Below are 23074 nucleotides of genomic sequence, written 5' to 3' on the forward strand. Positions count from 1 at the left end.
AATTGCATTGTTAGGATTTAAACCGCTCAATATAAATATTACAGATGAGGCTGCAGGGGGGCTGGCAATCGAATGTTTGACCTCTCTGCAGCTCATACAATTTGTCTTCTGCCACTCAATCACATCGCATCCAGGCATTCTGCCACCGCAGCGATATTTGCATAATCCAATCCTCCAGGAAGCGTGCAGTCGCTGCCGAGTATCAGCCGGATATCCGGCATAGAGACGGCTAACTTCCGTGTCTGTGCCGCAATTCCCTCCATATCGCCCTCAATCATCGGCCCTTCCCTGTGATCAAATCCGCCCAAAATAATCTTGTCCCTAAATATCTTTGCACCTTCCCGCAAACTGGTGCCGCTTTCACGCACTCCCCAGTTGACAATGTCGCAGGGATAATCGGAGAAGCGTTTTATATCCGCTCTCGGCTTACAGATGTGCAGTGCAACGAATTTTGCCCCCGCATCATACGCATGCTGCATGACCAAACGGTCTAGCGGCGCAATGTATTTCGCATGTTCCTCAGCTGTAAATACATCCGATTCCCCGCCCAGTGCCGCATAATAAATTCCCTCGGCCCCTGCTTTAATAAAAGCGTCTTCCATGCTGCACAGACTTTGCGCAATGTTTCTCAGACCTGCTTCAAATGCATCGGGATTCGTGCGCAGATGATACATCTGTGCGTACCTTCCGATGGAATCGTATTCCGGCGCCCCCAGCAATGTATGGGATGCAGATGCCACCACTCCGTGCAGCGTAGCCATGGGAGCGAGGTCTGTCCTTTGTGTAAAAATTTCACGCAGAAGTTCTGCCTGTGCCTGAATAAACGGTGCATTTTCATCGTATACAGGCACATTTTTCCAGTCCTTTGCACATTGAATGCTGTGATCACATGGCATCAGATGTTCGGTCATAACCTTGGCTATATCTGTCTTTGTCTTTTCAAAATATTCTAAATGTGCCTTGACGGATTTTTCACCATAAAAACATTCTTTCGGAAAATGCATCCAAAATCCTACCGGCAGACGGTCGAAGCTGTCTCCGTTCAGGAGTGCGTAAACCCTTTCTTTACCAGTCATTATAACCCCACTTTCATTTTTATCAATAATTTACCGGACATCTCAGCTTTCGTGATAACGTTTAATTGCCACCCATCCGTGCTGTGCGTTTGCCTTTCCGAGCTCCTCCAGAATATCAGATTCTCCATGAAGGGTTTCTCTCAGCCAGCCCGCTTCCTTTTCCTGAAAACTGCGCAGTATATCCGGCCTCTCGGCCGCCAGATCATTTAACTCCAGCGGGTCTTTCCTCCGGTTGAAAAGTGCATATTCAGGAAAATCCCATACGCCGGAATTAAAGGTGTGCACCATTTTCCATTCATGGTCAAACACCGCCCGCTGGCAAGTGTATAAGCCGTGGTCGCACACAAGATAATCCCGTTTCCCATCCGCGTTTATGACGTTTTGCAGCGCTATGCCGTCCCAGCTTTCGGCCGGCTCGATTCCGAAAAATGAGGTGATTGTCGGCGCTGTGTCCAAACCGTATACAAGTGAATCCGACACTTCCCCGGCATGTTCCAGGTGTGGGAATTTTACGATCATCGGGATGTGGATGCAGCTGTCATGCACCGTACCATGCTCAAGCAGCATCTGTGCTTCCCCGTATTGCTCGCCGTGATCTGCGCTTAAAATCAGCGCACAGTCATCGTAGATCCCTTCCTTTTTCAGGAATTCAATCATTTCGCCGATCAGCTTGTCCGTGTATAGAATCTCCGCATCATATCTGCGCAGAAGCTGGCAAAGATCCTGACGGTTTTTCACTCCCACGTGCTCACCGCCCCGATATTCCTTAGAGGAGCAAAGGGCGTCCAGTTCCTGATCCCGGATGTGTTCTGTGGAGGGGGCAGGAGTCTGTGCGAGAATCTCATCCGGAGGCGCCAGCGGACCATGGGGGTCCCAGTAGTGCAGATGCAGAAAAAGATTTTCACCTTTAAATGTGGTCAGCACTTCCCGGGCTGCACGGTTTACTTCACTTCCCGAAAATCGTTGAAAATGTCCTCCTCCTGTGCGGAATGAAGGATCAATCACCTGGCAGAAGCCTTGATAATACCATGGCGCCGGGTGGCGTCCGAAAGAGGAAATTCCCACTGTTTCCACGCCCTGTTCGCAGAGGCAAAAACACAAGGCGTCCTCTTTCGGCGTATTGACAGAAAGCGCGCGTTCTCCGTGCGTCTCCACCCCGTTGCAGACTCCGAAACGTCCCGTAAACAGAGCCGCCCGGGACGGCATACACGGTGTATTCGATGCAAATGCCTGTGTAAAGCGCACGCCGTCCCGCGCAAGCGAATCAATCCATGGAGTGTTCAATTGGCTTTTGTAACACCCCAAATGATCCGGGCGAAGGGTATCTATGTCAAAATAAATTACTTTCATAGCAGCACCACCTTATTATCTCTTGCTGAATCATAAATGGCGCACACCATTTGCTGTGTCTTATATGCGTCCTCCGCTCTGATATACAAATCTTCCCGGCCGGTTAAATAACGGTAGAAGTTGCGGATTTGTTTTACATGGCTTGTGCCCCAATAGCGTTTCACGTCGCCATATTCGAATATATCTGCCGGATCTTCGCATGCGATAAATTCCTGTCCGTTATTCAGATAGATATGCGCCCTGGGGCCTTCCATAACTGCCCGGCCTTTTTCACAGATAAGTTCCAAAAATACAGGTGAATTCATACAAAAATGATTCATGGCGTAGAAGCATCCATATGCGCCGTTTTCGAATTGAATCCGTCCCTGAGCCGTATCTTCCACATGGCTGCCGGGATGGTTCCAGTTAGAAAATGCCGCCTGAACAGTGGAAACGTTATGGCCCATAAACCACCGCATCAAGTCCAGCGTATGAATGGCCTGATCAATTATCACTCCGCCGCCTTCTTTTTCCCATGTGCCTTTCCAATCGCTTTTGCTGTAATATTCCTCCGATCGGTCCCATGTCAGAATCATTCTTGCGGCTGCTGCCTTTCCAAGAGAACCGTCATCCAAACATTTGCGGATCAGCTGAGAGCCGGCGTTATAGCGGTTCTGAAAAATGACCGCCAGCGTCTTTCCTGTTTGTGCAGATGTATTCAGCATTTCCAAAGCGTCGGCATCGCTGATGGCCATGGGCTTTTCCGTCATTACATGACAGCCGCTTTTCAGCGCCTTTACAGCTAAAGGAGCATGTAAATAATGGGGCGTGCAGATATGTACAACATCGGGATGTTCCTTACAAAGCATTTCATCCATGTCCGTATAACCGGCACAATGAAATTCGGCTGCCGCTTTCTCCATGCGGTCCGCTTTACAGTCGCATACGGCTACAAGCTGCGCTTCATTCATCTTCTGAACCGGCACTGCATGCATCGGGAAAATGTTTCCGCATCCCACGATAGCCGTTCGCAATACATGTTTGTTCATCGAAAACAGGACTCCTTTCCGTCAGCGCACCATGAATTGTTCAATATGGCGCTTTCCAAGAACCACTGCTTTCCAGCGGTTTTTCGGTTTTGCCCATATGGGGCCGTGAGGTTCGATCACAATGTAACCATCGTAACCGTGGTGATAGAGCATGCCGAGCATCACATTCCAGCGAAGATCCCCCATGCCTACAATCGGTTCAATCTCGAAGTTATCGTCTCCATACCGGAAGATATCTTTCGCATGGAAATGGACGATTCTTCCTCCAAATTCCTTGATGATCTCATAGGGATCGGCTTTCATATTGCGCATAATGCCAACAGGGTCCACCTTCAGATTAAATTCAGGGATTTCTGCGCACAACTTACGCAATATTTCACGGCTGCGCACGAAATTTCCGCCGTGGCCCAGATAACATGCCAATGTGATGCCGCGCTCATCCGCGTACTGTTTATAAGACAGATACTCTTTTTTGAATTCCTGAATGTTCTTATCCACATCTTCCGGATCGAATTCGCCGGTATTAAAGAATGCCATTTTACATCCGATCTGATCCACCATATCGAGGAACTGATGCATTTTTTCGCGAACCTCTGCGCGTTCATCCGCATCGGGGCTGATTGTGTTCAGCCACCAGCATCCGCAGGCCGCCGGCACCACCGGGGTATGTTCAAATGCCGGCTTAATCTTATCGACATCAAAATCCAGTCCTGCTTTGGCATTGAATAAAAGCTCAACGCCGTCGATTCCCTGTTGTTCTGCCAAATCCACCCACTTGCGTAGATCAGAGGAATCTTTACAGTCTTTCATCTCCACAATAAATCCAATCTTATTCATAATGCCCTCCTTTTCAAATTCCAAGAACTGTTTCAATGCGTCCGGAAGCCAGTGACCGCCGTGCTGCTTCAACTACCTGAAGCGGAACAAAGGCATCGCGCGCTGTTTTGCTGTTGCTGGTATGGTTCAGCAGATCATCCACGAAGGCTTTATGCTGCAGATATCCGAAAAACTGCGGTTCTACGGGAGCAGCCTTCCATTCCACATCTTTGCGGGGATCGCCGTCCGCGTTCCATCCGTAATAAACGATATCGCTGCGGTGAGGATTATATAAGTAAACAGTGCCTTTGGTCCCGTAAATCTCCATTTCAAAGCGCTTGGTACATGCCACCTGAGTCCAGAAAATCTCATGGAATACCGTTGCGCCGTTGTCCAGGCGGTAATTCAGTATCGAAGTATTCTCCACGCCGTTTAAATTAGCACTTTCGCCGCAGCCCCGGTTTTCCATTACATCTTCCGGAGACATGTGCAGGGCAAATACCTGTTTAATGTTGGCGCCGGAGATCGTGTGGATCAAATCCATGCCGTGACAGCCGATGTCCATCATGCAGCCGCCGTATCCCGGCGCGGAATCAAAGGGATTTTTGGTTGCATTGCGCATTCTGATATGCCTGACTTCTCCAATCAGCCCCTGTTCCACGATCTGACGTGCCGCGAGGGAACCGTCCATATAGGAATGCATAAATGACGGCGTCAGCTTTACTCCGCATTCTTCAACGGTGCGGATAATATCACGGCCTTCTTCAATGTTGTAGGCAAATGGTTTTTGGCTGAAAATATGTTTTCCGGCGCGCGCAGCCGCTTTGCAGAGTGTTGCGTGCATTTCGATCTTTGTAAACACGCACACAGCATCAATGGTTGGGTCAGCTAAGATGTCCCGGTAATCCAGGGTATATTGTTCGAACCCAAAATCCTTTTTGGCATTTACCGCACGATCCTCAATCAGATCGCAGGCCCAAACGAGTTTTGCTCCATCTACCCGCGCCAATGCGGGCAGATGGTACTCGTTGGCGATTTTGCCGCATCCGATCACTCCTAAACGAATTTCTTTCATGTTTTGCTGCTCCTTTTTTATGTTATTTTCAGAAATATTTTAACGGTCCAATGCAGTCTGGTTGATGGCAACATATTCATCCACCGGCATTTTATCAAATTCAGCGATAAATGCATCCCACTCGCTCATAGGCCGTTCGCCTGTAATGAATTTAACCGTATTTTCATTGGCATAATCCAGAATATCCTTTTTGTAGACATCCATCTTTTTGCTTTCTTCGGCCGTATAATTTACGCGGAGGAAATTCTCCGGGCCCGGACTGATGTAATCACGCACAACATCATTAGCTTCTTTTGTAGCGGGCAGCTGCGCCGCGCTGGCGTCCACGTCGTCTGTAATACACTGAGGCAGTTTGCCGCCTGGGAAGAGCGCCCATTTGCCCAGCGCCTGATCCAGAGAAAGACCGTCAGGGTTATTCGTAATATCTTCCCTCAATACCTTTTTCCCGTCAATCACGTCGTAGCTTTCGCCCTCGATGCCGAAGCGCATCAAAGTGGTGCCTTCTTTGCTGTAGAAGTAATCCAGCCAGCGCATCGTTGCTTCCGGATACTTATTGGAAGAGGTGATAACTGCTGTTCCGGTGGACTGAAGATTGCCGATGTGGTAGGTGTAATAACGGTCGCCGAAGGGGCCTTCCAAAACCGGAGGCTGCACATAATTGTCTTTAACGCCGCCCAGCCACTGCGTGTTGCCCATTCGGTTAACAAAACCGATCTGGTCGGCATTGGCTTTTGCCGAAACCTGAGAATCATCCATTGCGTAGGATTCAGGATCGATAAGGCCTTCCGACCAAAGTTTATTCAGATATTCGACAAGAGCCTTAAATTTCTCCTCTGTCGGAATAAAATTAACTTTTTTATCCTTGTCCACTTCCAGCCATGTGAAGTCATAATCCACTACATTCAGCGTGCCGTTTACGCCAAGTCCGAAACTGCCGAGCAGATGTTCAAACATTCTGGTGGCATACTGTTTTGCCGGAACCGCATATGGAATCTCATCTTTAATGCCGTTTCCGTTAGGATCCTGATCGCGGAACGCTACCAGAGTATCGTACAATTCATCCGTTGTTGTGGGCATGGGCAGATTTAAATTGTCCAGCCAGGTCTTGTTGATCCACTGATGCATGATCAGGTTGCCCTCGGTGAAGTTGATCTGCGGCAAAGAGTAGATGTGGCCGTCCGGAAGCGTCGTTCCTTTAGCGATGGCAGGGTATTCTTCCAGCACCGCATAAAAATTAGGGGCATAATCTTTATATTCATCTAATGCGATGATCTGCCCGTTGGTGGCATACTTCATTTCATCGGACGGACTTATCTGGGCACGCATAATGATGTCCGGCAGCTGGTTGGAAGCGAATGCCAGGTTCAGTTTTTCTTTAAAACCTGCATCGGGGACACATTCCCATTCAATCTTTATATTGGTCAGTTCCTCCATGCGTTTGATGGCAGGATGCTCGTTCCAGTCGCCCACATTGATATTCTGAGCCACCATCCCCTTTAAAACAATGGGCTCATTGACAATGGGCATTCCGGTTTTATTGACATTGGAATCTCCGGCTGTCTCCTGGGATGCTGCAGACGAAGCTGCGCTGCCGGTGTTTTCGGTACTTTTTGCTGCCGGTCCGCCGCATCCGCTGAGCATACCGGTACAGAGTGACGCTGCAAGAATCAAACTTATCGCTCTTTTTTTCATTATAAAACCCCTCCTGATTTAATTTTTGTTTTCATTTTCGTTTATACCCCCTGATTGAATGCTCATTTTTTTCTCATCATAAGACCCCCTTATCGGTTTAATATACGGACCGATGTTCCCTTTTAACCTTTTACCGAACCGATCATAACTCCCTTCACAAAGAACTTTTGCAGGAACGGATAAAGGATCAGCATTGGTACGCTGGAGACAACGACAACTGCATATTTCAAGCTTTCAGAAACCATCAATTTGTTGATATCCGTTTCCATTGCATCAACCATCTCACTGGTGGCGTTTGACAGGAGAATGTCACGCAGGATAAGCTGCAGCGGATATCTGTCGGATGATCCCACATAGATCAGGCCGTTAAAGTAGTTGTTCCAATAAGCTACTCCATAAAACAGAGTCAGTACGGCAATAATAGGCGTGGACAGCGGCAGCACTACCTTAAAGAATGCGCGGATATCGCCGCAGCCGTCTATCTCCGCCGCCTCGTACAGTTCCTCGGGAATCGAGGTCTGGATAAATGTTTTTGCCACAATAATATTGTAAACAGTAACCATATTGACTAAAATGACCGCCCAAACAGAGTTGTACAGCCCCAGCTTTTGAACGATCAGATAAGTGGGAACCATTCCGCCGTTAAAAAACATGGTTATCATAAAATAAGTCATGAGAATCTTTTTGCCGTATAATTTCCTGCGCGCCAATGGATAAGCTGCGCTTATGGAAAGAGTGGTTGCGATCAGCGTGCCAAGGCAGGTGTAGAAAATCGTATTCCTATAGCCGGTCCAAATCTTTTTATTCATAAAAACCTGTTTATACGCTTCAAAATTAATTCCTTTAGGAAGAAGCCATACGTTTCCCTGGAATACTTCCATCGGGTTACTGATGGATGCCGACAGGACAAAGACCAACGGATAAAGGGTGATAAACACTGCAAATGCAACAATGGCTGCGACGACAGTGCCGAACACTTTGTCTGTGCGCGACTGTTTTATTTTCGTTTTCCGCATTTTTATAACCTCACTTTCCTCAGAATAAACTGGTCTCACTCAGTTTCTGTGAAATCTTATTCACAAGAAGCAGCATCACAACATTTATCACATTATTGAACAAACCGATGGCGGCTGCAAACCCATAATCTGCGTTAAGAAGACCGCTCTGATATACAAAAGTCGCTATGACCTGAGATGTTTCGATATTCTGCTGATTCTGCATTAAAAAGATTTTTTCAAAGCCCATATTCATCAGTTTGCCTGCATTCATAATAAACATGATGGTTATTGTGGGCAGGATACAGGGCAGATTAATATGGAGAATCCGCTGCCACCTGGATGCGCCGTCGACCTGAGCGGCTTCGTGAAGCTGTGAGTCAACTCCCGTAAGCGCCGCTATGTAGATGATTGCATTCCAGCCGGTGTTCTGCCATATGCCGGACCAGACATACATATGAGGAAACGTGCTTGAACTGGTTAAGAACGGTATTTTTTCCATCCCAAGATCCACGAGGATCTTGTTGATCAGACCATTGCTCTGGCTGAAAAAGAGATTAAGCACGCCCACCATAACTACAATCGAAATAAAATGAGGTGCGTAGGAAATCGTTTGAACCACTTTTTTTGTCTTTTCGCTGCTTATTTCGTTAAAGGCCAGGGCCAGAATAACGGGAATCGGGAACGAAACCAGCAGGCTGTACAGGCTAAGAAACAGGGTATTTCTTATCAGGCGGGTAAAATAGTATGAATGAAAGAATCTGTCAAAATGCTGGAACCCAACCCACGGGCTTCCCGTAATTCCAAGAACCGGAGAGAAATCCTTAAATGCAATCTGTACGCCGTACATTGGAAAATAATTAAACACCAAAAAGTATATTACCGCAGGAAGCAGGAAAAGGTACAACCCTTTTGATCGATTGAGCTTCATCAAGATCCCATGCCATCTCCCATTTTTGCCCTGTGGGCAAGTGGAGTTGAGAGGAGGTGCTTTTGTAACCGGTCTGTTCATTTTGTTCACTCCTTATAAAATATTTGGCTAAAACATGAATATATTGTACATACTACACTAAGGGTATTGCGGTTACAACATGCAATTCTTGCTTTATATTGCATAAATTTACTATTACGGCTGCTTTTTTTGATACTTTTTGTCTATAATTGTTTTTGGCGTGATTAGAATCCGGGTAACCGTTCAGCCTTCCGATGCCTGTGCCGATTCCGGAAGGCTGAACGGTTATGAGTCCGGAGAGCAGCCATTAAACAGACAGTCATATCGTTGTTAGAAATATACAAAAAATACGGCCGTACATCCCTGATAATTGACATCCTATCCTAATAATTGTATAATATTTGCTAGAAAGCGGTTTATTATGGCGTCTTCACATATCACTGATCAGGAGGTTTTTATGCGAACAAAACATCTTCCACGTGCGTTTCAGCCAATTTTCCGCTTTTCAATTGCGCTTTTTTTCGCAATGGTTCTCATATTCGGCACATTGGATGCGCGGGCGATTTTGAAATCAAAAAAAGAGATGAAACAGATGCAGGTTCTCACATTAGAGCAGTCCTGCCAAAATATAGAGTATTTTCTATATGGGGCCATGCGCTGTGATCTGATCTTTCAGAATAACTCCAAGCTCGGCGCCTATAATATATCTAAAAACCGTACATATCCGCACAACATCATCCGGGAATTGAATCTCTTCAAATCATATATCAGCAGCTTAAAAAGTATTGGTTTTGTTTACACTTTCTCTCTTTATGAAGAAATCAACCATATCGTATATACGGATGCCGGCGTATACAGCGGTGACCGCTATCTTTCATTACAATGCGAAAGCAGCCTTCCTTACGAGACATTGCTCACCAGCCTTCAAGGTATCGATGGGCCCTGTTTTCTGACCGATGATATTGTCTCGCCTAAATATCTTTTGTACGCTATGCCCATTTTTCCGGAAGACCTTTCATCCCCGGGATACATTCTTTTCCTTTTAAACCGGAATGAATTTATTAAGCCCTTCTCTGATCTTGTTGCAAAATACGGCGGGGATATCTATTTTTTTGACCCTTTCGGTGATCTGTTTCTCTATTCCGGAACCTCGTTTCCTACCTTCGATGAGGCGAAGCAGGGGGTGAAGGATGGTTTTGGCTATGCGGATTCAAATCAGGACGAGCATTTTGAATACACCAGCGATTTGTATTCTTTTACTGTCTTCCAATCCATTCCCCAAAGCACTTTTTATAATTCCCTGAACGCTTCCATCTACCTTCTTCTCGGTATTTGTGCGTCTTCTCTCATATTCGGCATTGCCATATTGAGGATCGTTACAAGACACAGCGCCAAACCGCTGCATACACTTGTGGAAGACCTCCGCATTCAGGACCGTTTGCCTGAAGACGATGATTCCTCCGGCAATGAATTTGACCAGATCGCTTCCTCTTTTCAGAATCTGCTTTCACAGCAAAAAGTGCTGTCCCAAACTGTAGTGGCCCACGCGCAGATGGAAGAGGAGCAGTATATTTTATTTCTGATGGGGCTTTCCGGAGCCACAAGCTTTTCCGATGCGCTGTTAGAAAAATACGACCGCCTGTTTTCCGATTCCGCCCACAAATCCTGCGTATGCATCTTTCGCTTTGATAATGCGCAGACCCTTCCTTCCGATGAACTTTCCTGCCTTCAGTCCCAGTTGCATGAAAGTTTTGCATCAGAATGCCAAGCGGACGGATATGGCATAATGGCAAGACTGCCGGGATCTCTTGCCAATGCGGCCTTGTGTTTTCTTCCAAGCGATGCTGACGAATACGATTTTATATGTAAGGTACGGGACAATCTGCAGCATAAATTCCAGCTCAGGATTTCATGCAGCATAAGCGGTATCGTCAAGAGAAAAGAATTTCTGCCCCATGCATACAGAAATGCGATAAAATCTTTCCGGTATTATATTTTTCGCCCCAACTGCTGTATCCGGGAAAGCGATATTGCTCAGTTAGATATGAGCAACCGTTCCAGCAGTTCACAAATCAGCATCAGCGCAATCATACAGGCGATCAATTGCTGCAATCACACCGACATAGCCAATCAATGCGCAAATTTCTTTTCTGAAGTTGTCAAACGGTCTTCTCTCGCCGATTATAAGATCGCTTACTTTGACCTGATGGCCCAGCTTTCAAAAACGATTCAGAAATGTCCTGCTTCTGAACGTGAAGTGCTGTTCTATCAGTTGGAAACTCTGTATGAAAACTTTTACGTGCCCCCTGCTTATCTGGAGAAAAAAGTTTACGATCTGTGCTGTATGATCGCAAATACAATCTACCAAACGCAGAATACCAGATTAAACAACAGCCTTGAAACAGCAATTCTTAATTATATTGACCAGCACTATACTTCTCCTGATTTAACACTGGATGTAATTGCACAGGATCTGTCCTTTTCTCCATCCTATCTGACCCGTTATTTCAAGGAAAAGCAGGGCGTATCTTTGATGCAGTTCATCGACCAGAAAAGGTTTTCGAGAAGCAAGCAGCTTTTGGCGGACACAGAACTTTCTATCAAAGAAATTCGTGAACAGTGCGGATATACGGACGCTGCAAACTTTTCACGAAAGTTCAGGCAGCATGAGGGAATCACCCCGAAACAATATCGTACTCTTCATTCGCGGGTGAGGGATGACGGGGATGCATAACCATGTTGACGGAGGATAAGCACCCCATAAGGTTCAACTTTAAGAACATTAAGGCGTTCCCATTAAAAATATAAGATGCTTCTGCATAAAATTCTCCGGCTTGTAATATGATGTAAAAAACATCCTCAGGAGATTCAGTTTTGAAGGAGTATATCGAAGAACGTGCGGTAGCTATCGCCAACTACATCATAGACCATAATGCCACGGTAAGGCAGACGGCGAAGAAATTTGGGATAAGCAAATCAACGGTACATAAAGATGTCACCGACCGTCTGGAGAACATCAATCCATCTCTGGCGGCCAAGGCCCGGATCATTCTGGACATCAATAAATCTGAGCGTCATATCAGAGGCGGTCTGGCAACCAAAGAGAAATACCAGCACAGACTGCAGATGTGCAGCAAAAAAGAAGATTAGCAACAAATAATTGTAATACTATCCGCCTTCCAATCATAGAATGATAATAATCAATCTGTGGAGGGGGTTCTTTATGAAGAAAACGTTGAGCATGAAGGCGGTAATTTTAGTGAGTATGATACTATGGGTATTGATGGCGCGTTTTTTAGGCGGGTGCAGTGCCAGTAAAGATGACGGCGGCAAGGTAAGGGATCTGGAATTTACCGTAGTGAGCGAAACAGAGATTCCTGAAGAGCTTCAGAAGATTATTACCGAGAAAATGGCTCAGAGCTTTAAACTTACTTACAGTGACGACCAGAATCTGTACATAGTGGTAGGCTACGGACAGCAGCCCACAGGCGGCTACAGCATCGCAGTCAAGGAGCTGTATCTGACCGACAATTCCATCGTCATCGATACGGAACTGACCGGACCGGGCAACGGGGAAAACACGGGAACCGAACCGTCATATCCCTATATCGTCGTAAAGACAGAATTCCTGGAAAATCCGGTGATTTTCCAATAGCTAAATGTGAAAATGTGAAAAAACGGGAAAGAATCCCTTCAAAGCAGACAGCTTAGATGAAAAGAGCTTCTGCTTTGGAGGGATTTTTTTGTGCGGAAAATACTTACAGCCTGTACGGTGATCATCTCATATTATAATAAAAAGTGAACAAATGTTCAATTTTATTGGATGCATATATTGAAAAAACGTAACATTTAAAATAGAATGAAATCAGAGATAAAAACCGGTGTATCCAAAAATTTTATTAGCTGCTGCAGCAGCGGAACGAGAGGGAAATATGGCAGAAGGTAAATTGATCTTATGTGTATGCGGTGCAGGAATTAACACGTCGTTGAATGCAAAAAACAAGATATCGGAGTATCTGGCGTCTAAAGGGCGCAGTGATGTGCAGGTGATTCATGCGATGATTGGAGATATCGGCCCTTATAAAGGCAGATCCAATATGGTCATTGTCTGGATGACACAGATGGATGAATCCTATGGAGCGCCTGGATTTAAGGGTCTGCCTTTTATGATTGGTTCGAAAAAGGCCAAAGAGGAGCTGGCAGGAAAGATTGTGGAAAAATTGGATGAAATCAGCGTGAGTTAAGGAAACGGCTGTTGTCGTGAAAGGAGAATATGGGGATGGGAAATATTGCAGCGAGTATATCAGCAGTGCTGGGAAGCCTTGGGGGATCTGTATTAGTTGCTATTGTAATGTGTATTTTAGGTTTTGTGTTCCGCGCAGGTGCGAAAAACAGCATAAGAGGCGGAATCTATGCGGGAATTGGTCTGGCTGGTTTGAACATGGTGGTGAATTCTGCAACAGGGGCGCTCACTCCGGCCATACAGGCATTTTCGGAGAATTTCAATTCCGGTCTGACTGTTACTGACTTGGGGTGGGGATCTTCGGGAATCGCTTTTGCCTGGCCTGGTTTGGCGTTTGTAATACTGGGGATTTTAGCGGTAAATGCCGTGATGGTACTTTTAAAACTGACAAAAACCATGTGGACCGATATCTGGAGCATTTGGCATGGTAACGTGGTCGGCGGTTTTGTGTGGGCTGCGACCGGCGGCAATATCACGCTGGGCGTGGTGGCCGGAGTCCTTTTTCTGGCAATCGGCAGCATAATTGCGGATATTACGGCTAAAGATTATCAGGAGTTTAACGACATGCCGGGAATCGCAGTACCTTGTACAGTTTCATTTCTGGCTCTTTTTGCAAAACCGTTTAACGGTCTTTTAGAAAAGATACCGGGAATCAGGGATATCAATGCATCTCCGGAAAATATAAGAAAGAGAATGGGAATATTCGGAGAATTGGGAGTTATGGGTACGGTTATCGGTGTGATCATCGGTATTTTAGCCGGATACCGGTACGGAGAAGTGCTCAACCTGGGGGTTCAGATCGGCGTACTGATGGTATTTTTACCTAAGACGGTATCAGTCCTTTGTGAAGGCATCATTCCCATCGCCAATGCGATTACAGAATTTGTACAGGATCGGTTTGAAGGCAGGGAGGTCTATGTTGGAGTGGACTGTGCAGCATTATTGGGACATCCGTCCGTTATGGCATCTGCGGTCTTACTCTATCCCATGATCGTGATTTTAGCGGTATTGCTTCCCGGTAATGCCATGCTTCCAATCGCGTCCCTGGCCGTAATTCCCTATTGGTGCGGCGCGGTGGCAGCGCAGCTGAAGGGAAATGTTTTCAGAATTGTCCTGTTCGTGCTGATCTGGTCAATTCCAATCTTTTACATTGCATCCGCCATGGCTCCGATCCATACGCAGGCGATGGGCTTATTGGGGCTGGCAGATCAGGCAGTGGTCAATTCCAGCTTTGATATGGGCGGTGATCCTCTGGGCGCAGTGATGGTATACATATTCCAATTATTTAAATAAATTTTGTTGAATAGATGATTGATAGGGGGATTTAGATGATAACATTGGATCGTGATCTGATTGTAATGGATCTGCAGGCGGAGAACAAAGAGACGGTGATCCGCGCGGTGGTGGATAAGATGGTTGAAATGGGATATGTGGGGCCTGACTACTATGATGAAGTTATTGCCAGGGAAAAGGATTATCCCACAGGACTTCCCAGCGAAGGCGTGATGACCGCAGTTCCCCACGCATTTTGCAGTACGGTAAAAAAGACCGGGATAGGGGTTGCCCAGCTGAGAACTCCGGTTTTGTTCCAAAATGCATCGGATTATTCAGAGGAACTGCCGGTGAAGCTTGTCTTTGTTATGGCAAATGCTCAGGGAGAAGGGGAACATCTGAGCGGTCTGCAGGATTTGATGGATGTATTTTGTAAAAAACAGATGCTTCTCGACCTATATGCTTCAAAAACGCCCGAGCAATTCATGGAGATCATGGAATCCGGCAGCCGGTATCAGGAGGACTGATCCGGAATTTGGGAGGTAATATGAAAAAGGTGCTGATTGCCGGAGGATTATGCGGGACAACCATGTTGACAGCGGCGGATAAGATTAAAGAACGCTGCCTCACAAGGAATCAGGAAATTCACGTAAAAATACAAAATTTATGGGAAACCAGTTATGTGACCCCGGGATATGATCTTATCATTGAGATGTTTCCGTTTTTTGAGGAAGAAAAATGTCCTGTCATAAGCGGCAAACCGTTTATCAGCCATATCGGGGAAAAGGCTTTGATTGAACAAATTGTAAATCATCTGGAAGAATGAGGAAGTGATATCATGATCTATGCAGATTATTCCGCCACAACGCCTGTCCGGCCGGAAGTGTTGGAGGCCATGACGCCCTATTACAGCCAACTGTTTTTTAATCCATCCTCTGTCTATCCGGCCGGCAGACAGGTCCGGGAGGCGCTAGAGAAGGCGCGGGCCCGGACTGCTGACTGCATTGGAGCGGAAGCGGAGGAGATCATCTTTACCAGCGGGGGAACGGAAAGCGATAATATGGCCATAAAGGGCGTTACCCTTCATCCGGACAACAAGAAACGCCATATTATTACAACTGAAATTGAACACCACGGTGTTCTGGAACCGTGCCGCCAGCTGGAGGAACAAGGCTTTTCAGTTACCTATCTTTCGGTGGACCGGTATGGAAGAGTATCTGAAACAGACCTTAGAAAAGCCATAACAGAGGATACCTTTCTGGTATCCGTTATGTGGGTGAATAATGAAACGGGAGCGGTTCAGGATATTAAAAAACTGGCCCGGATTGCCCATCAGTCCGGCGCGGTATTTCACACAGACGCAGTGCAGGCCATGACCACTCAGCCGGTAGATGTAAGGGAGACGGAAGTCGACCTGCTGACAATTTCAGCCCATAAATTCTACGGGCCAAAGGGATGCGGGGCGCTTTACTGCAGAAAAGGGATTCCTGTTTCGGCTCTGATTAAAGGCGGACAGCAGGAAAATCATCTGAGAGGCGGAACGGAAAATGTTCCGTCTCTAATTGGCATGGGACATGCCGCCATGCTGCTGAAAGAAAACCGTGAAAAATCAGTAAAACAGATGGAACGGCTGAAAGAACGGATTGTAACTCGGTTCTCAGGACGAGAAGGTATTTTGATCAACAGCGGACCGGATTACAGCGCTCCATCCGTGTGCAACATTGGTTTTGCTGGCATTGAGGCCGAGGCAGTGGTATTCTATATGAATAGGGCAGGAATTCTGATATCCATGGGGGCTGCATGCAACACAAAAAGCGTGGAACCCTCTTACGTGATCAGGGCAATGGGGGTGCCGGAGGAATACTTGCGGGGGTGTGTCAGGATTTCATTAAGCTCATATATGACAGAGACAGAGGCGGATACAATTTGCGATTGTCTGGAAGCGGCATTTAGGAGATTAAACCGTTAATGAAACACATGGATAAAGCCTGATGCGGACTGTAAACAGAATTGGGGGACGAACGGATGAAGAAATATCTGATGGGAATTGATGTGGGGACTACAGGGACAAAAGCGGTCATATTTGACTTAGAAGGAAATGCAGCATCATATGCTTATGAAGAGTATGAGTGCATTTATCCCAGGCCGGGATGGGTGGAGCAGGACTGCGGCATGCTTTTAGAGGCGGTATATAAATGCTGTCAAAGAGCAGTTTCTTCCTCAGAAATTGACAGCCGGCTGATCGGCGGAGTGGGCATCAGTGCGCAGAGAAGCAGTACAGTATTTTTGAACAGGTCGGGAGAGCCGTTAAAGATGATTTCCTGGCTGGACAACCGTGCGGCAGAAGAGGCAGAGGAGATAGAAAAAGCGGTGGGAAAAGAGCGGTTTTATGACATCACGGGCCTTCCCGTATCCCCCACGTGGATGCTGCCCAAAATCCTTCACACCAGAAAGCACGATCCGGAGCTTTGGAAGCAGACCGAAAAGATCGTACAGCTTCAGGATTTTATTCTGCACGGCTTAGGGGCCGAAGGATATTATAGTGATGAGCCGGAAGCATGCTTTTTTGGTCTGTGGGACAGCCGTAACTTTTGTTACAGCAAGGAACTGCTGGAGACATTTGACATCAGTCCCAAATTGCTGCCTCAGATCATGCCTTCCGGAACCTTAGCGGGAGCCGTGAATTTGAAGACCGCCCAAAGAACCGGTTTAGCCCCGGGAACCCCTCTGTGCGTCGGCATAGGCGACCAGAACAGCGCTGCCATCGGAGCCGGCATTGTGGAGCCCGGGATGATTTCCATATCCATTGGAACCGGAGGATTGGCCACAGCCCTTTTAAACACCTGTTACCGCGATCCGAAAGGGCAGGCGATGGTTACAAATCATGCAGTTCATGGAATGTGGACATTTGAAGGACTGCAAAATGCAGCGGCGGGAGTATTCCGATGGTTTCGGGATGAGATTGCGGCATATGAACTGCATATGGATGGAGATCAGGTATATACGACTTTAAATCAGATGATAGAACGGATTCCTGCAGGGGCAAAAGGCCTTCTCATGCTTCCGTATTTTGCGGGAAGCGCAGCGCCCAGATGGAACAATGAGGCCAAGGGATGTTTCCTCGGCCTTACTTTGGCACATGACAGAGCCTGCATGGCCCGGGCCTGCGTGGAGGGAATTACCATGGAACAGCGCGATATCATGGAAAGCATTGACGTATTCGGCCTGGAATTTTCCTGCGCCAGAATTGTGGGAGGAGCCACTAAATCGGAGATATGGAACCAGATTCAGGCAGATATATATAAAATACCCTGCGAAACTTTGAAAGTGACGGATGCGGCTGCATTGGGCGCCGCCATCTGCGCAGGCGCCGGAGTCGGCGCTTTTGCAGGCATTAAAGAAGGCGTGGCCCGGATGGTAAAAGTGGATAAGCGTTATGAACCGAATGCAGAGAACGGAAATATCTACGATGAGCTTTACCGGCTGTATTGTAAAACCTATAAAGCTTTAGATGAAGCAGGTATTTTCCATCAAATGAAATAACCTGCTTCTGCGTTCCTTTTCTTTTCGGAATCCTTTCTTCTTTCCGGATAAACGTTATCCTTTTACTTGATTTTTTCAGCTTCCAGTAAGGAAATGGCAGCGATCTCATCAATGATCAGCCCGTTGAGATATCCGCCATGGATACCGGCTATAATCGGCATGGCTTTGTCGTTTCCGGCGCAAAGGCCGATCACCATAGGGATCTTAGCCAGATCGTCTAAGGAGATGCCGATCAGACGTCCGGCGATCCCGATGTCAGGTTCCTGGCCGTTGATATCGATTTGATGGCCGCAGATGTCGCATAACCCCATCTCGGACAGGTTCCTGGCCTCCGATTCATCTAAATATTTGGCCTTATACAGAACACTGTTTTTGTAGTTGGAAGAACCGATACCAACAAAGGCGATATCCAGATCTTTGAGAAGGGCAAAATGTTCCATAGTTTCAGGCTCTTCCATCAGAAGTTCTTTTAAATGCGGATTATGGACCAGAAGCGGGGATTGCAGAAGACTGAACTGGCATTTTAATTTTTTTGCCAGAGTTTTCACCAGTTCCCTGCCGTCCATATGCATAGTCTGACTGTAAGTTCCGCCTACCAGCTGCACAACTTTTGCTTTGGGAACGGACCGGGCGGCCTGAAAACGGCTGACAAAGGCATTAAGAGTAGTTCCCCATGCGATTCCGATTCGAATTGAGTCGGTCAAATTCTCATTCAAAAATTCAGAGGCAGCTTTTCCAATATTATCTTTCGCCTCATCCATATTATTCCCGGCAGACACGACAACTACCTTTTTAAGGCCAAAATGAGCGCGCAGCTTTTCCGCGGTTTCCGTGTTGGAAAAGAGCGGATCGTTGATCACAATCTGGACAATGTTGTACTGATGGGCCGCCGCCAGCATGCGTGAAACCTTGGGCCTTGAGATTCCCATCATCTGAGCAATATCATCCTGGGACATCTTTCCATAATAATACAGTTTGGCAACCTTAATAATATTCTTCCTTTTTTCACTCTGTTCCAATGTTAACACACTCCCTCTCTTTTGATTACTGTCATTGTATAACATTGTGAACAAATGTGCAATACTGTTGTGTAAATATATTGAAAAATGTTCATTTTTGTTTTATGATGAAGTCAGTTAATGAAGACGGTATTGTGAATACGAGGAGGTAACGGAGGATGACTAGCAGGGAACGTGTACGCGCTGTTTTGCGCGGAGAAGTACCGGACCGGGTTCCTATGGATCTATGGGGAACCGACAGCCGGATGAATACGGAATTTTATCTGAGCGTGGCGGAATACTTGAAGTTTGAGGAATTGGGGGAACGGATACGCCCCGGTTCCACATCAGAATATGAAGATTACAGGATCAGTGATTATGTGGGATCCGATTTCAGGCATATCAATATCGGCCGCCCGGACAGATTTAAAAGTTATGTGGATGAGGCGGGGAATATTATTGACGAATGGGGTGTAGGCAGAAAACTGATCGGCATTCATCCTTCTCTCAGTTATCATCCTTTAGCTGATGCCTCGATTGAGGACCTGGAGACGTATCCATGGCCGGATATCAGGGATGAGGGCCGCGTCAGAGGCCTGAAAGAGAGAGCGGAAGACTGGTATCAAAATACGGATTTTGCGATCACCGCCACATCGGCCACTTCAGGAACCATCTTTGAATTATGCCAGTATTTACGAGGAACAGAGCAGTTTTTTGTGGACCTGTACGAAGAGCCGGAATTTGCGGAAAAGCTGATTGAAAAGGTGACGGAGAAACTGACAGAGCTGAATGTTTATTATCTGGAAGCGGTAGGACCATATATTGAATGGCTTGAATTTTCTTCTGATTTCGGCACACAGAGAGCTCCGTTTATCTCTCCCGTTATCTTTGAAGAATTCTTTTTAGAACCTCATAAACGCCTGTTTGATGCCTGTAAAAAGGCTGCCCCCAATGTGAAAATATTTCTTCACAGCTGCGGAAGCGTAAAGCGGCTGATGCCATATTTCATAGAGATGGGAGTGGATATCCAAAGCGCGCTTCAGCCTTTGGCCGCTGAGATGGAATCTGAGGATTTAAAGGCAGAATTTGGTGACAAGCTGATTTTCCACGGAGGAGTGGACATCCAGTGCGCCTTAACAGGAACCTTGGAAGATACTGAGGCAGATGTGAAGAAGCGGATCGATGCATTTGGAAAAAATGGAGGGTATATCCTGTCTCCGTCCAATCATTTTCAAATCGATGTTCCCATTCAAAACTTTTTCCATATGTACGAGGTGGGAAAAAAGTACGGAGTCTATAACAAATAACCGAGAGGGGGAACAAAAAATGATTGTAAATTCCAAAGAACTTCTGCAAAATGCCAAATCCGGGAAATACTGCATTCTGGCGCCTGACTATGTGGATCTGGATTCAGCGAAAACATTTGTTAATACGGCGGAGAAAGCGGGAAAGCCAATTATCCTGTCTTTTGCCCAAGTGCTAAATGATGTGATAGCTCTTGATGAAGCAGCAGCTGTGGGCAGATTTGTGGCCGAAAGAGCAAACATACCGGTTGTGCTTCACCTGGATCATGGCGAAGATATAGATTACATAAAAAAGGCGGTGGAGTCGGGCTTTACGTCTGTTATGATCGACGCTTCCATGAAGAGCTTTGAAGAAAATGTGAGAGAAACAAAAGAAATCGTCGAGTTTTCCCATTCCAGAGGAGTTACCGTTGAGGCGGAAATCGGACATGTGGGAAGAGGAGAGAATTATACGGATTACCAGAATTCGGATTCCGTATACACTGAGGTTGAAGAAGCTGTGGAATTTTGGAACCGGACCGGAGTGGATTCCCTGGCTGTTTCCATAGGAACGGCTCATGGAATTTATAAGGGAATGGAAAAACCGGCGCTTAATTTTGAACGCCTTCACCAGCTGGCAGATGCCCTTCCGATCCCGCTTGTTCTTCACGGCGGTTCCGGTTCCGGAGACGAAAATCTTTACCGTTGTGCTTGTGAAGGAATCACGAAGATCAATATTTTTACGGATTTTCTGCTTGGAGCTATGGAAAAGATTAACGAAGAAAAACCGGGAGATTATCTGTCCCTTAAAAAAGCGGCAAATCAGGGGATGGCTCAGATATTAGAACATTATTTTAATGTGTTTTACAGATGACGGGAGAGATGGAAATGATGAAAAAGACAATAAAAAGGCCATTTTTTGTAGTGAACCCCAAAGCTTATTTATATGGTGCAGATTCGCTGAAATTGGCAAAATATGCAGACCGTCTGGCAGCAAAATATGGCGTGGATGTTTTCTTTACCGCTCAGCTGGTGGATTTGCCGGTTATTAAAAGAGAGACCGAGAATCTGATCATTACGGCTCAGCATATGGACGGCATCGTACCCGGAAGAGGAATGGGGCATGTGCTTCCTGAAGCATTGGCGGCAGCAGGAGTATCGGCGGTTTTCTTAAATCACGTGGAACACCCTATGACGGTCAGTGAATTGGCAAAGGCCATATCCAGAGCAGATGAATTGGGAATAATAACGATTGTGTGCGCGGATACTCCGGAAGAAGCAGAAGCGGTTGCCAGACTTCACCCGGATATTATGGTGTGTGAACCGTCCGGACTGATTGGAACAGGGAAGGTCAGCGGGGAAGCTTATATGAAATCTACCAACGAAGCGGTTAAATCTGTTTCTCCAAAGACACTTGTATTACAGGCGGCAGGGATAAGCAATGGGGAGAATGTCTATGCAGCCATTATGTCAGGCGCGGACGGAACAGGGGCTACCAGCGGGATTGTAGCAGCAGAAGATCCTTTTGCTGCGCTCGAAGAGATGATGGAGGCATTAGACAAAGCCGGAAAAGAGATAAAAGGGGAAGCATAAATGAAAATATATAACGATACAGTACATGTGACATCCAACGGTTTCAGACCGTCTTATCATAATATTACAGATCAGGTAAATGAAATCATACAAAAAAGCGAAATCAGCAACGGACTCTGCGTAGTCCAGTCCCAGCATACCACATGTTCGGTGATCTTTGAAGAATTTGTACACGATACCGACTTCAACGGCGATGAGTTCCTCCAAGTGGACTTAAACCGCATTCTGGACCGCATTGTACCGCGGGAGGTTACAGAAGACCGGGACTACAGATATCCCGGGCCCAAGCATGTGGATTTCCTGATGAGCCTGGACGATCCGAATTATCCGGCCGACCCGCGCACCATCTTAAATGGTGATGCACATATAAGGGGATCCTTATTCGGAGCCAGCGAATCCTTTATTTTAGAGAACGGCAAATTAAAGACCGGTTCAGTAGGCTACATATATTTCATCGACTGGGACCAAAATAGAGTGCGCGACCGCAACTGCCACGTAATGATCCTGGGCCAATAAATATGGGGGGCAAATCTTTATTTAACTGAGTAAGGTACGCCGGAAAGAAGGGGAAACCTGGGCGGGCGGCGGACATAGAGAAAGACAGGGGATTCGAGTTACGACCCTAAGTGATACTAGGCCGCCAAGAGCGGAAAAAGGCAGCGCGGCGCCATTCGCGATGAACTCCTGATGACTTCATCGCTCAAGGGCGCCTCAAATACTGATTCGGAATTCAGTATTTGTCTGCCTTTTTCCGCTCTTGCCGGCCAAGTATCACTAAGGGTCTGCACACGATCCCCTGTCTTTCTCTATGTCCGCCGCCCGCCCAGGTTTCCCCTTCTTTCCGGCTGTTGCTTGGCTAGCTGAGGAAAAAAAGATTTGGTGGATGGGAGAGTAGGTTTTTACATCAAGGGTGAAGGCATTTTCGGAAAAGCCTTGAGGATTTAATGTAAAGGGTGAAGGCATCTCGTGAAATGACTTGACATATAAAGTGAGAGCTGAAAATCTTTTGGCGATCTATGCAAACGCGATACTACATAAATACCGATGCAAAACTATTGTTTTTAATCAGGCTAGCGAAAACCAGCACGGAATGGGGAGGCGGAGCCGGGAGAGGAAAAGCGCCCCGGACAGCCCCCTGCGCTTTTCCTCTCCCGGCTC

At 46.6% G+C, this 23074-nt stretch carries 22 protein-coding genes; 13 read left to right on the forward strand and 9 right to left on the reverse strand.

The window, feature by feature from the left end:
• Positions 1–119: 119 nt before the first annotated feature.
• The 8 genes from C0033_RS11945 to C0033_RS11980 form a co-directional block, all read right to left on the reverse strand.
• Positions 120–1076 carry a uroporphyrinogen decarboxylase family protein gene (locus C0033_RS11945; protein ID WP_103228105.1) on the reverse strand — a complete coding sequence of 319 codons (957 nt, stop codon included), beginning with the start codon at positions 1074–1076 and terminating at the stop codon, positions 120–122.
• 42 nt (positions 1077–1118) lie between these two features.
• Positions 1119–2426: a sulfatase gene (locus tag C0033_RS11950; RefSeq protein ID WP_103228106.1), complete on the reverse strand. Its 1308-nt coding sequence runs from the start codon at positions 2424–2426 to the stop codon at positions 1119–1121.
• The gene (locus C0033_RS11955) at positions 2423–3454 is read right to left on the reverse strand and encodes a Gfo/Idh/MocA family oxidoreductase (RefSeq protein ID WP_103228107.1); all 1032 of its coding nucleotides are present in this window, start codon (positions 3452–3454) and stop codon (positions 2423–2425) included. Before C0033_RS11955 ends, C0033_RS11950 begins: the two co-directional genes overlap by 4 nt.
• 21 nt (positions 3455–3475) lie before the next feature.
• Positions 3476–4291: a sugar phosphate isomerase/epimerase gene (locus C0033_RS11960; protein WP_103228108.1), complete on the reverse strand. Its 816-nt coding sequence runs from the start codon at positions 4289–4291 to the stop codon at positions 3476–3478.
• Between the two features lie 13 nt (positions 4292–4304).
• Positions 4305–5345: a Gfo/Idh/MocA family oxidoreductase gene (locus tag C0033_RS11965; RefSeq protein ID WP_103228109.1), complete on the reverse strand. Its 1041-nt coding sequence runs from the start codon at positions 5343–5345 to the stop codon at positions 4305–4307.
• Between the two features lie 39 nt (positions 5346–5384).
• Positions 5385–7037: an extracellular solute-binding protein gene (locus C0033_RS11970; protein WP_103228110.1), complete on the reverse strand. Its 1653-nt coding sequence runs from the start codon at positions 7035–7037 to the stop codon at positions 5385–5387.
• Positions 7038–7159: 122 nt separating this feature from the next.
• The gene (locus C0033_RS11975; protein WP_103228111.1) at positions 7160–8053 is read right to left on the reverse strand and encodes a carbohydrate ABC transporter permease; all 894 of its coding nucleotides are present in this window, start codon (positions 8051–8053) and stop codon (positions 7160–7162) included.
• Positions 8054–8072: 19 nt separating this feature from the next.
• The gene (locus C0033_RS11980) at positions 8073–9044 is read right to left on the reverse strand and encodes an ABC transporter permease subunit (protein ID WP_180994695.1); all 972 of its coding nucleotides are present in this window, start codon (positions 9042–9044) and stop codon (positions 8073–8075) included.
• 397 nt (positions 9045–9441) lie between these two features.
• Between C0033_RS11980 and C0033_RS11985 the strand changes: the two genes are divergently transcribed.
• From C0033_RS11985 to C0033_RS12025, 9 genes are all read left to right on the forward strand, one after another.
• Complete coding sequence (locus C0033_RS11985) at positions 9442–11718, forward strand: AraC family transcriptional regulator (RefSeq protein ID WP_180994696.1); 2277 nt, start codon at positions 9442–9444, stop codon at positions 11716–11718.
• A 140-nt stretch (positions 11719–11858) separates the two neighbouring features.
• Complete coding sequence (spoIIID, locus tag C0033_RS11990) at positions 11859–12134, forward strand: sporulation transcriptional regulator SpoIIID (protein WP_103228114.1); 276 nt, start codon at positions 11859–11861, stop codon at positions 12132–12134.
• Between the two features lie 91 nt (positions 12135–12225).
• Positions 12226–12639 carry a protease complex subunit PrcB family protein gene (locus C0033_RS11995; protein ID WP_242984485.1) on the forward strand — a complete coding sequence of 138 codons (414 nt, stop codon included), beginning with the start codon at positions 12226–12228 and terminating at the stop codon, positions 12637–12639.
• Positions 12640–12916: 277 nt separating this feature from the next.
• Entirely contained in the window at positions 12917–13228 is a 312-nt protein-coding gene (locus tag C0033_RS12000; RefSeq protein WP_146043761.1) for a hypothetical protein, read from the forward strand.
• A gap of 35 nt (positions 13229–13263) precedes the next feature.
• Positions 13264–14520, forward strand: coding sequence for a PTS transporter subunit IIC (locus C0033_RS12005; RefSeq protein WP_180994697.1), 1257 nt, complete (start codon positions 13264–13266; stop codon positions 14518–14520).
• 35 nt (positions 14521–14555) lie between these two features.
• Positions 14556–15026 (forward strand): PTS sugar transporter subunit IIA, encoded by a 471-nt coding sequence (locus C0033_RS12010; RefSeq protein WP_103228118.1) that lies wholly within the window; start codon positions 14556–14558, stop codon positions 15024–15026.
• 20 nt (positions 15027–15046) lie between these two features.
• Positions 15047–15325 carry a hypothetical protein gene (locus tag C0033_RS12015; RefSeq protein ID WP_103228119.1) on the forward strand — a complete coding sequence of 93 codons (279 nt, stop codon included), beginning with the start codon at positions 15047–15049 and terminating at the stop codon, positions 15323–15325.
• 12 nt (positions 15326–15337) lie between these two features.
• Positions 15338–16468, forward strand: a complete 1131-nt coding sequence (locus C0033_RS12020; RefSeq protein ID WP_103228120.1) for a cysteine desulfurase family protein — start codon at positions 15338–15340, stop codon at positions 16466–16468.
• 56 nt (positions 16469–16524) lie between these two features.
• Positions 16525–18042, forward strand: coding sequence for an FGGY family carbohydrate kinase (locus tag C0033_RS12025; protein ID WP_103228121.1), 1518 nt, complete (start codon positions 16525–16527; stop codon positions 18040–18042).
• 62 nt (positions 18043–18104) lie between these two features.
• Here the strand turns inward: C0033_RS12025 and C0033_RS12030 are convergent, their stop codons facing one another.
• Entirely contained in the window at positions 18105–19070 is a 966-nt protein-coding gene (locus C0033_RS12030) for a sugar-binding domain-containing protein (protein ID WP_180994698.1), read from the reverse strand.
• A gap of 149 nt (positions 19071–19219) precedes the next feature.
• Between C0033_RS12030 and C0033_RS12035 the strand changes: the two genes are divergently transcribed.
• The 4 genes from C0033_RS12035 to C0033_RS12050 are packed head-to-tail and all read left to right on the forward strand — an operon-like array spanning position 19220 to position 22432.
• Positions 19220–20347 carry a uroporphyrinogen decarboxylase family protein gene (locus C0033_RS12035; RefSeq protein WP_103228123.1) on the forward strand — a complete coding sequence of 376 codons (1128 nt, stop codon included), beginning with the start codon at positions 19220–19222 and terminating at the stop codon, positions 20345–20347.
• A gap of 19 nt (positions 20348–20366) precedes the next feature.
• A complete protein-coding gene (locus C0033_RS12040; protein WP_103228124.1) occupies positions 20367–21197 on the forward strand; it encodes a class II fructose-bisphosphate aldolase in 831 nt (276 codons plus the stop codon).
• Positions 21198–21214: 17 nt separating this feature from the next.
• On the forward strand, positions 21215–21916 hold the full coding sequence (locus C0033_RS12045) for a triose-phosphate isomerase (protein ID WP_207656872.1): 702 nt from the start codon (positions 21215–21217) through the stop codon (positions 21914–21916).
• Positions 21917–22432, forward strand: a complete 516-nt coding sequence (locus C0033_RS12050) for a YjbQ family protein (RefSeq protein WP_103228126.1) — start codon at positions 21917–21919, stop codon at positions 22430–22432.
• Positions 22433–23074: the final 642 nt, after the last annotated feature.

Origin of the sequence: Clostridium sp. chh4-2, assembly GCF_002899675.1 — a bacterium.
Taxonomy (GTDB): Bacteria; Bacillota; Clostridia; order Lachnospirales; family Lachnospiraceae; genus CHH4-2.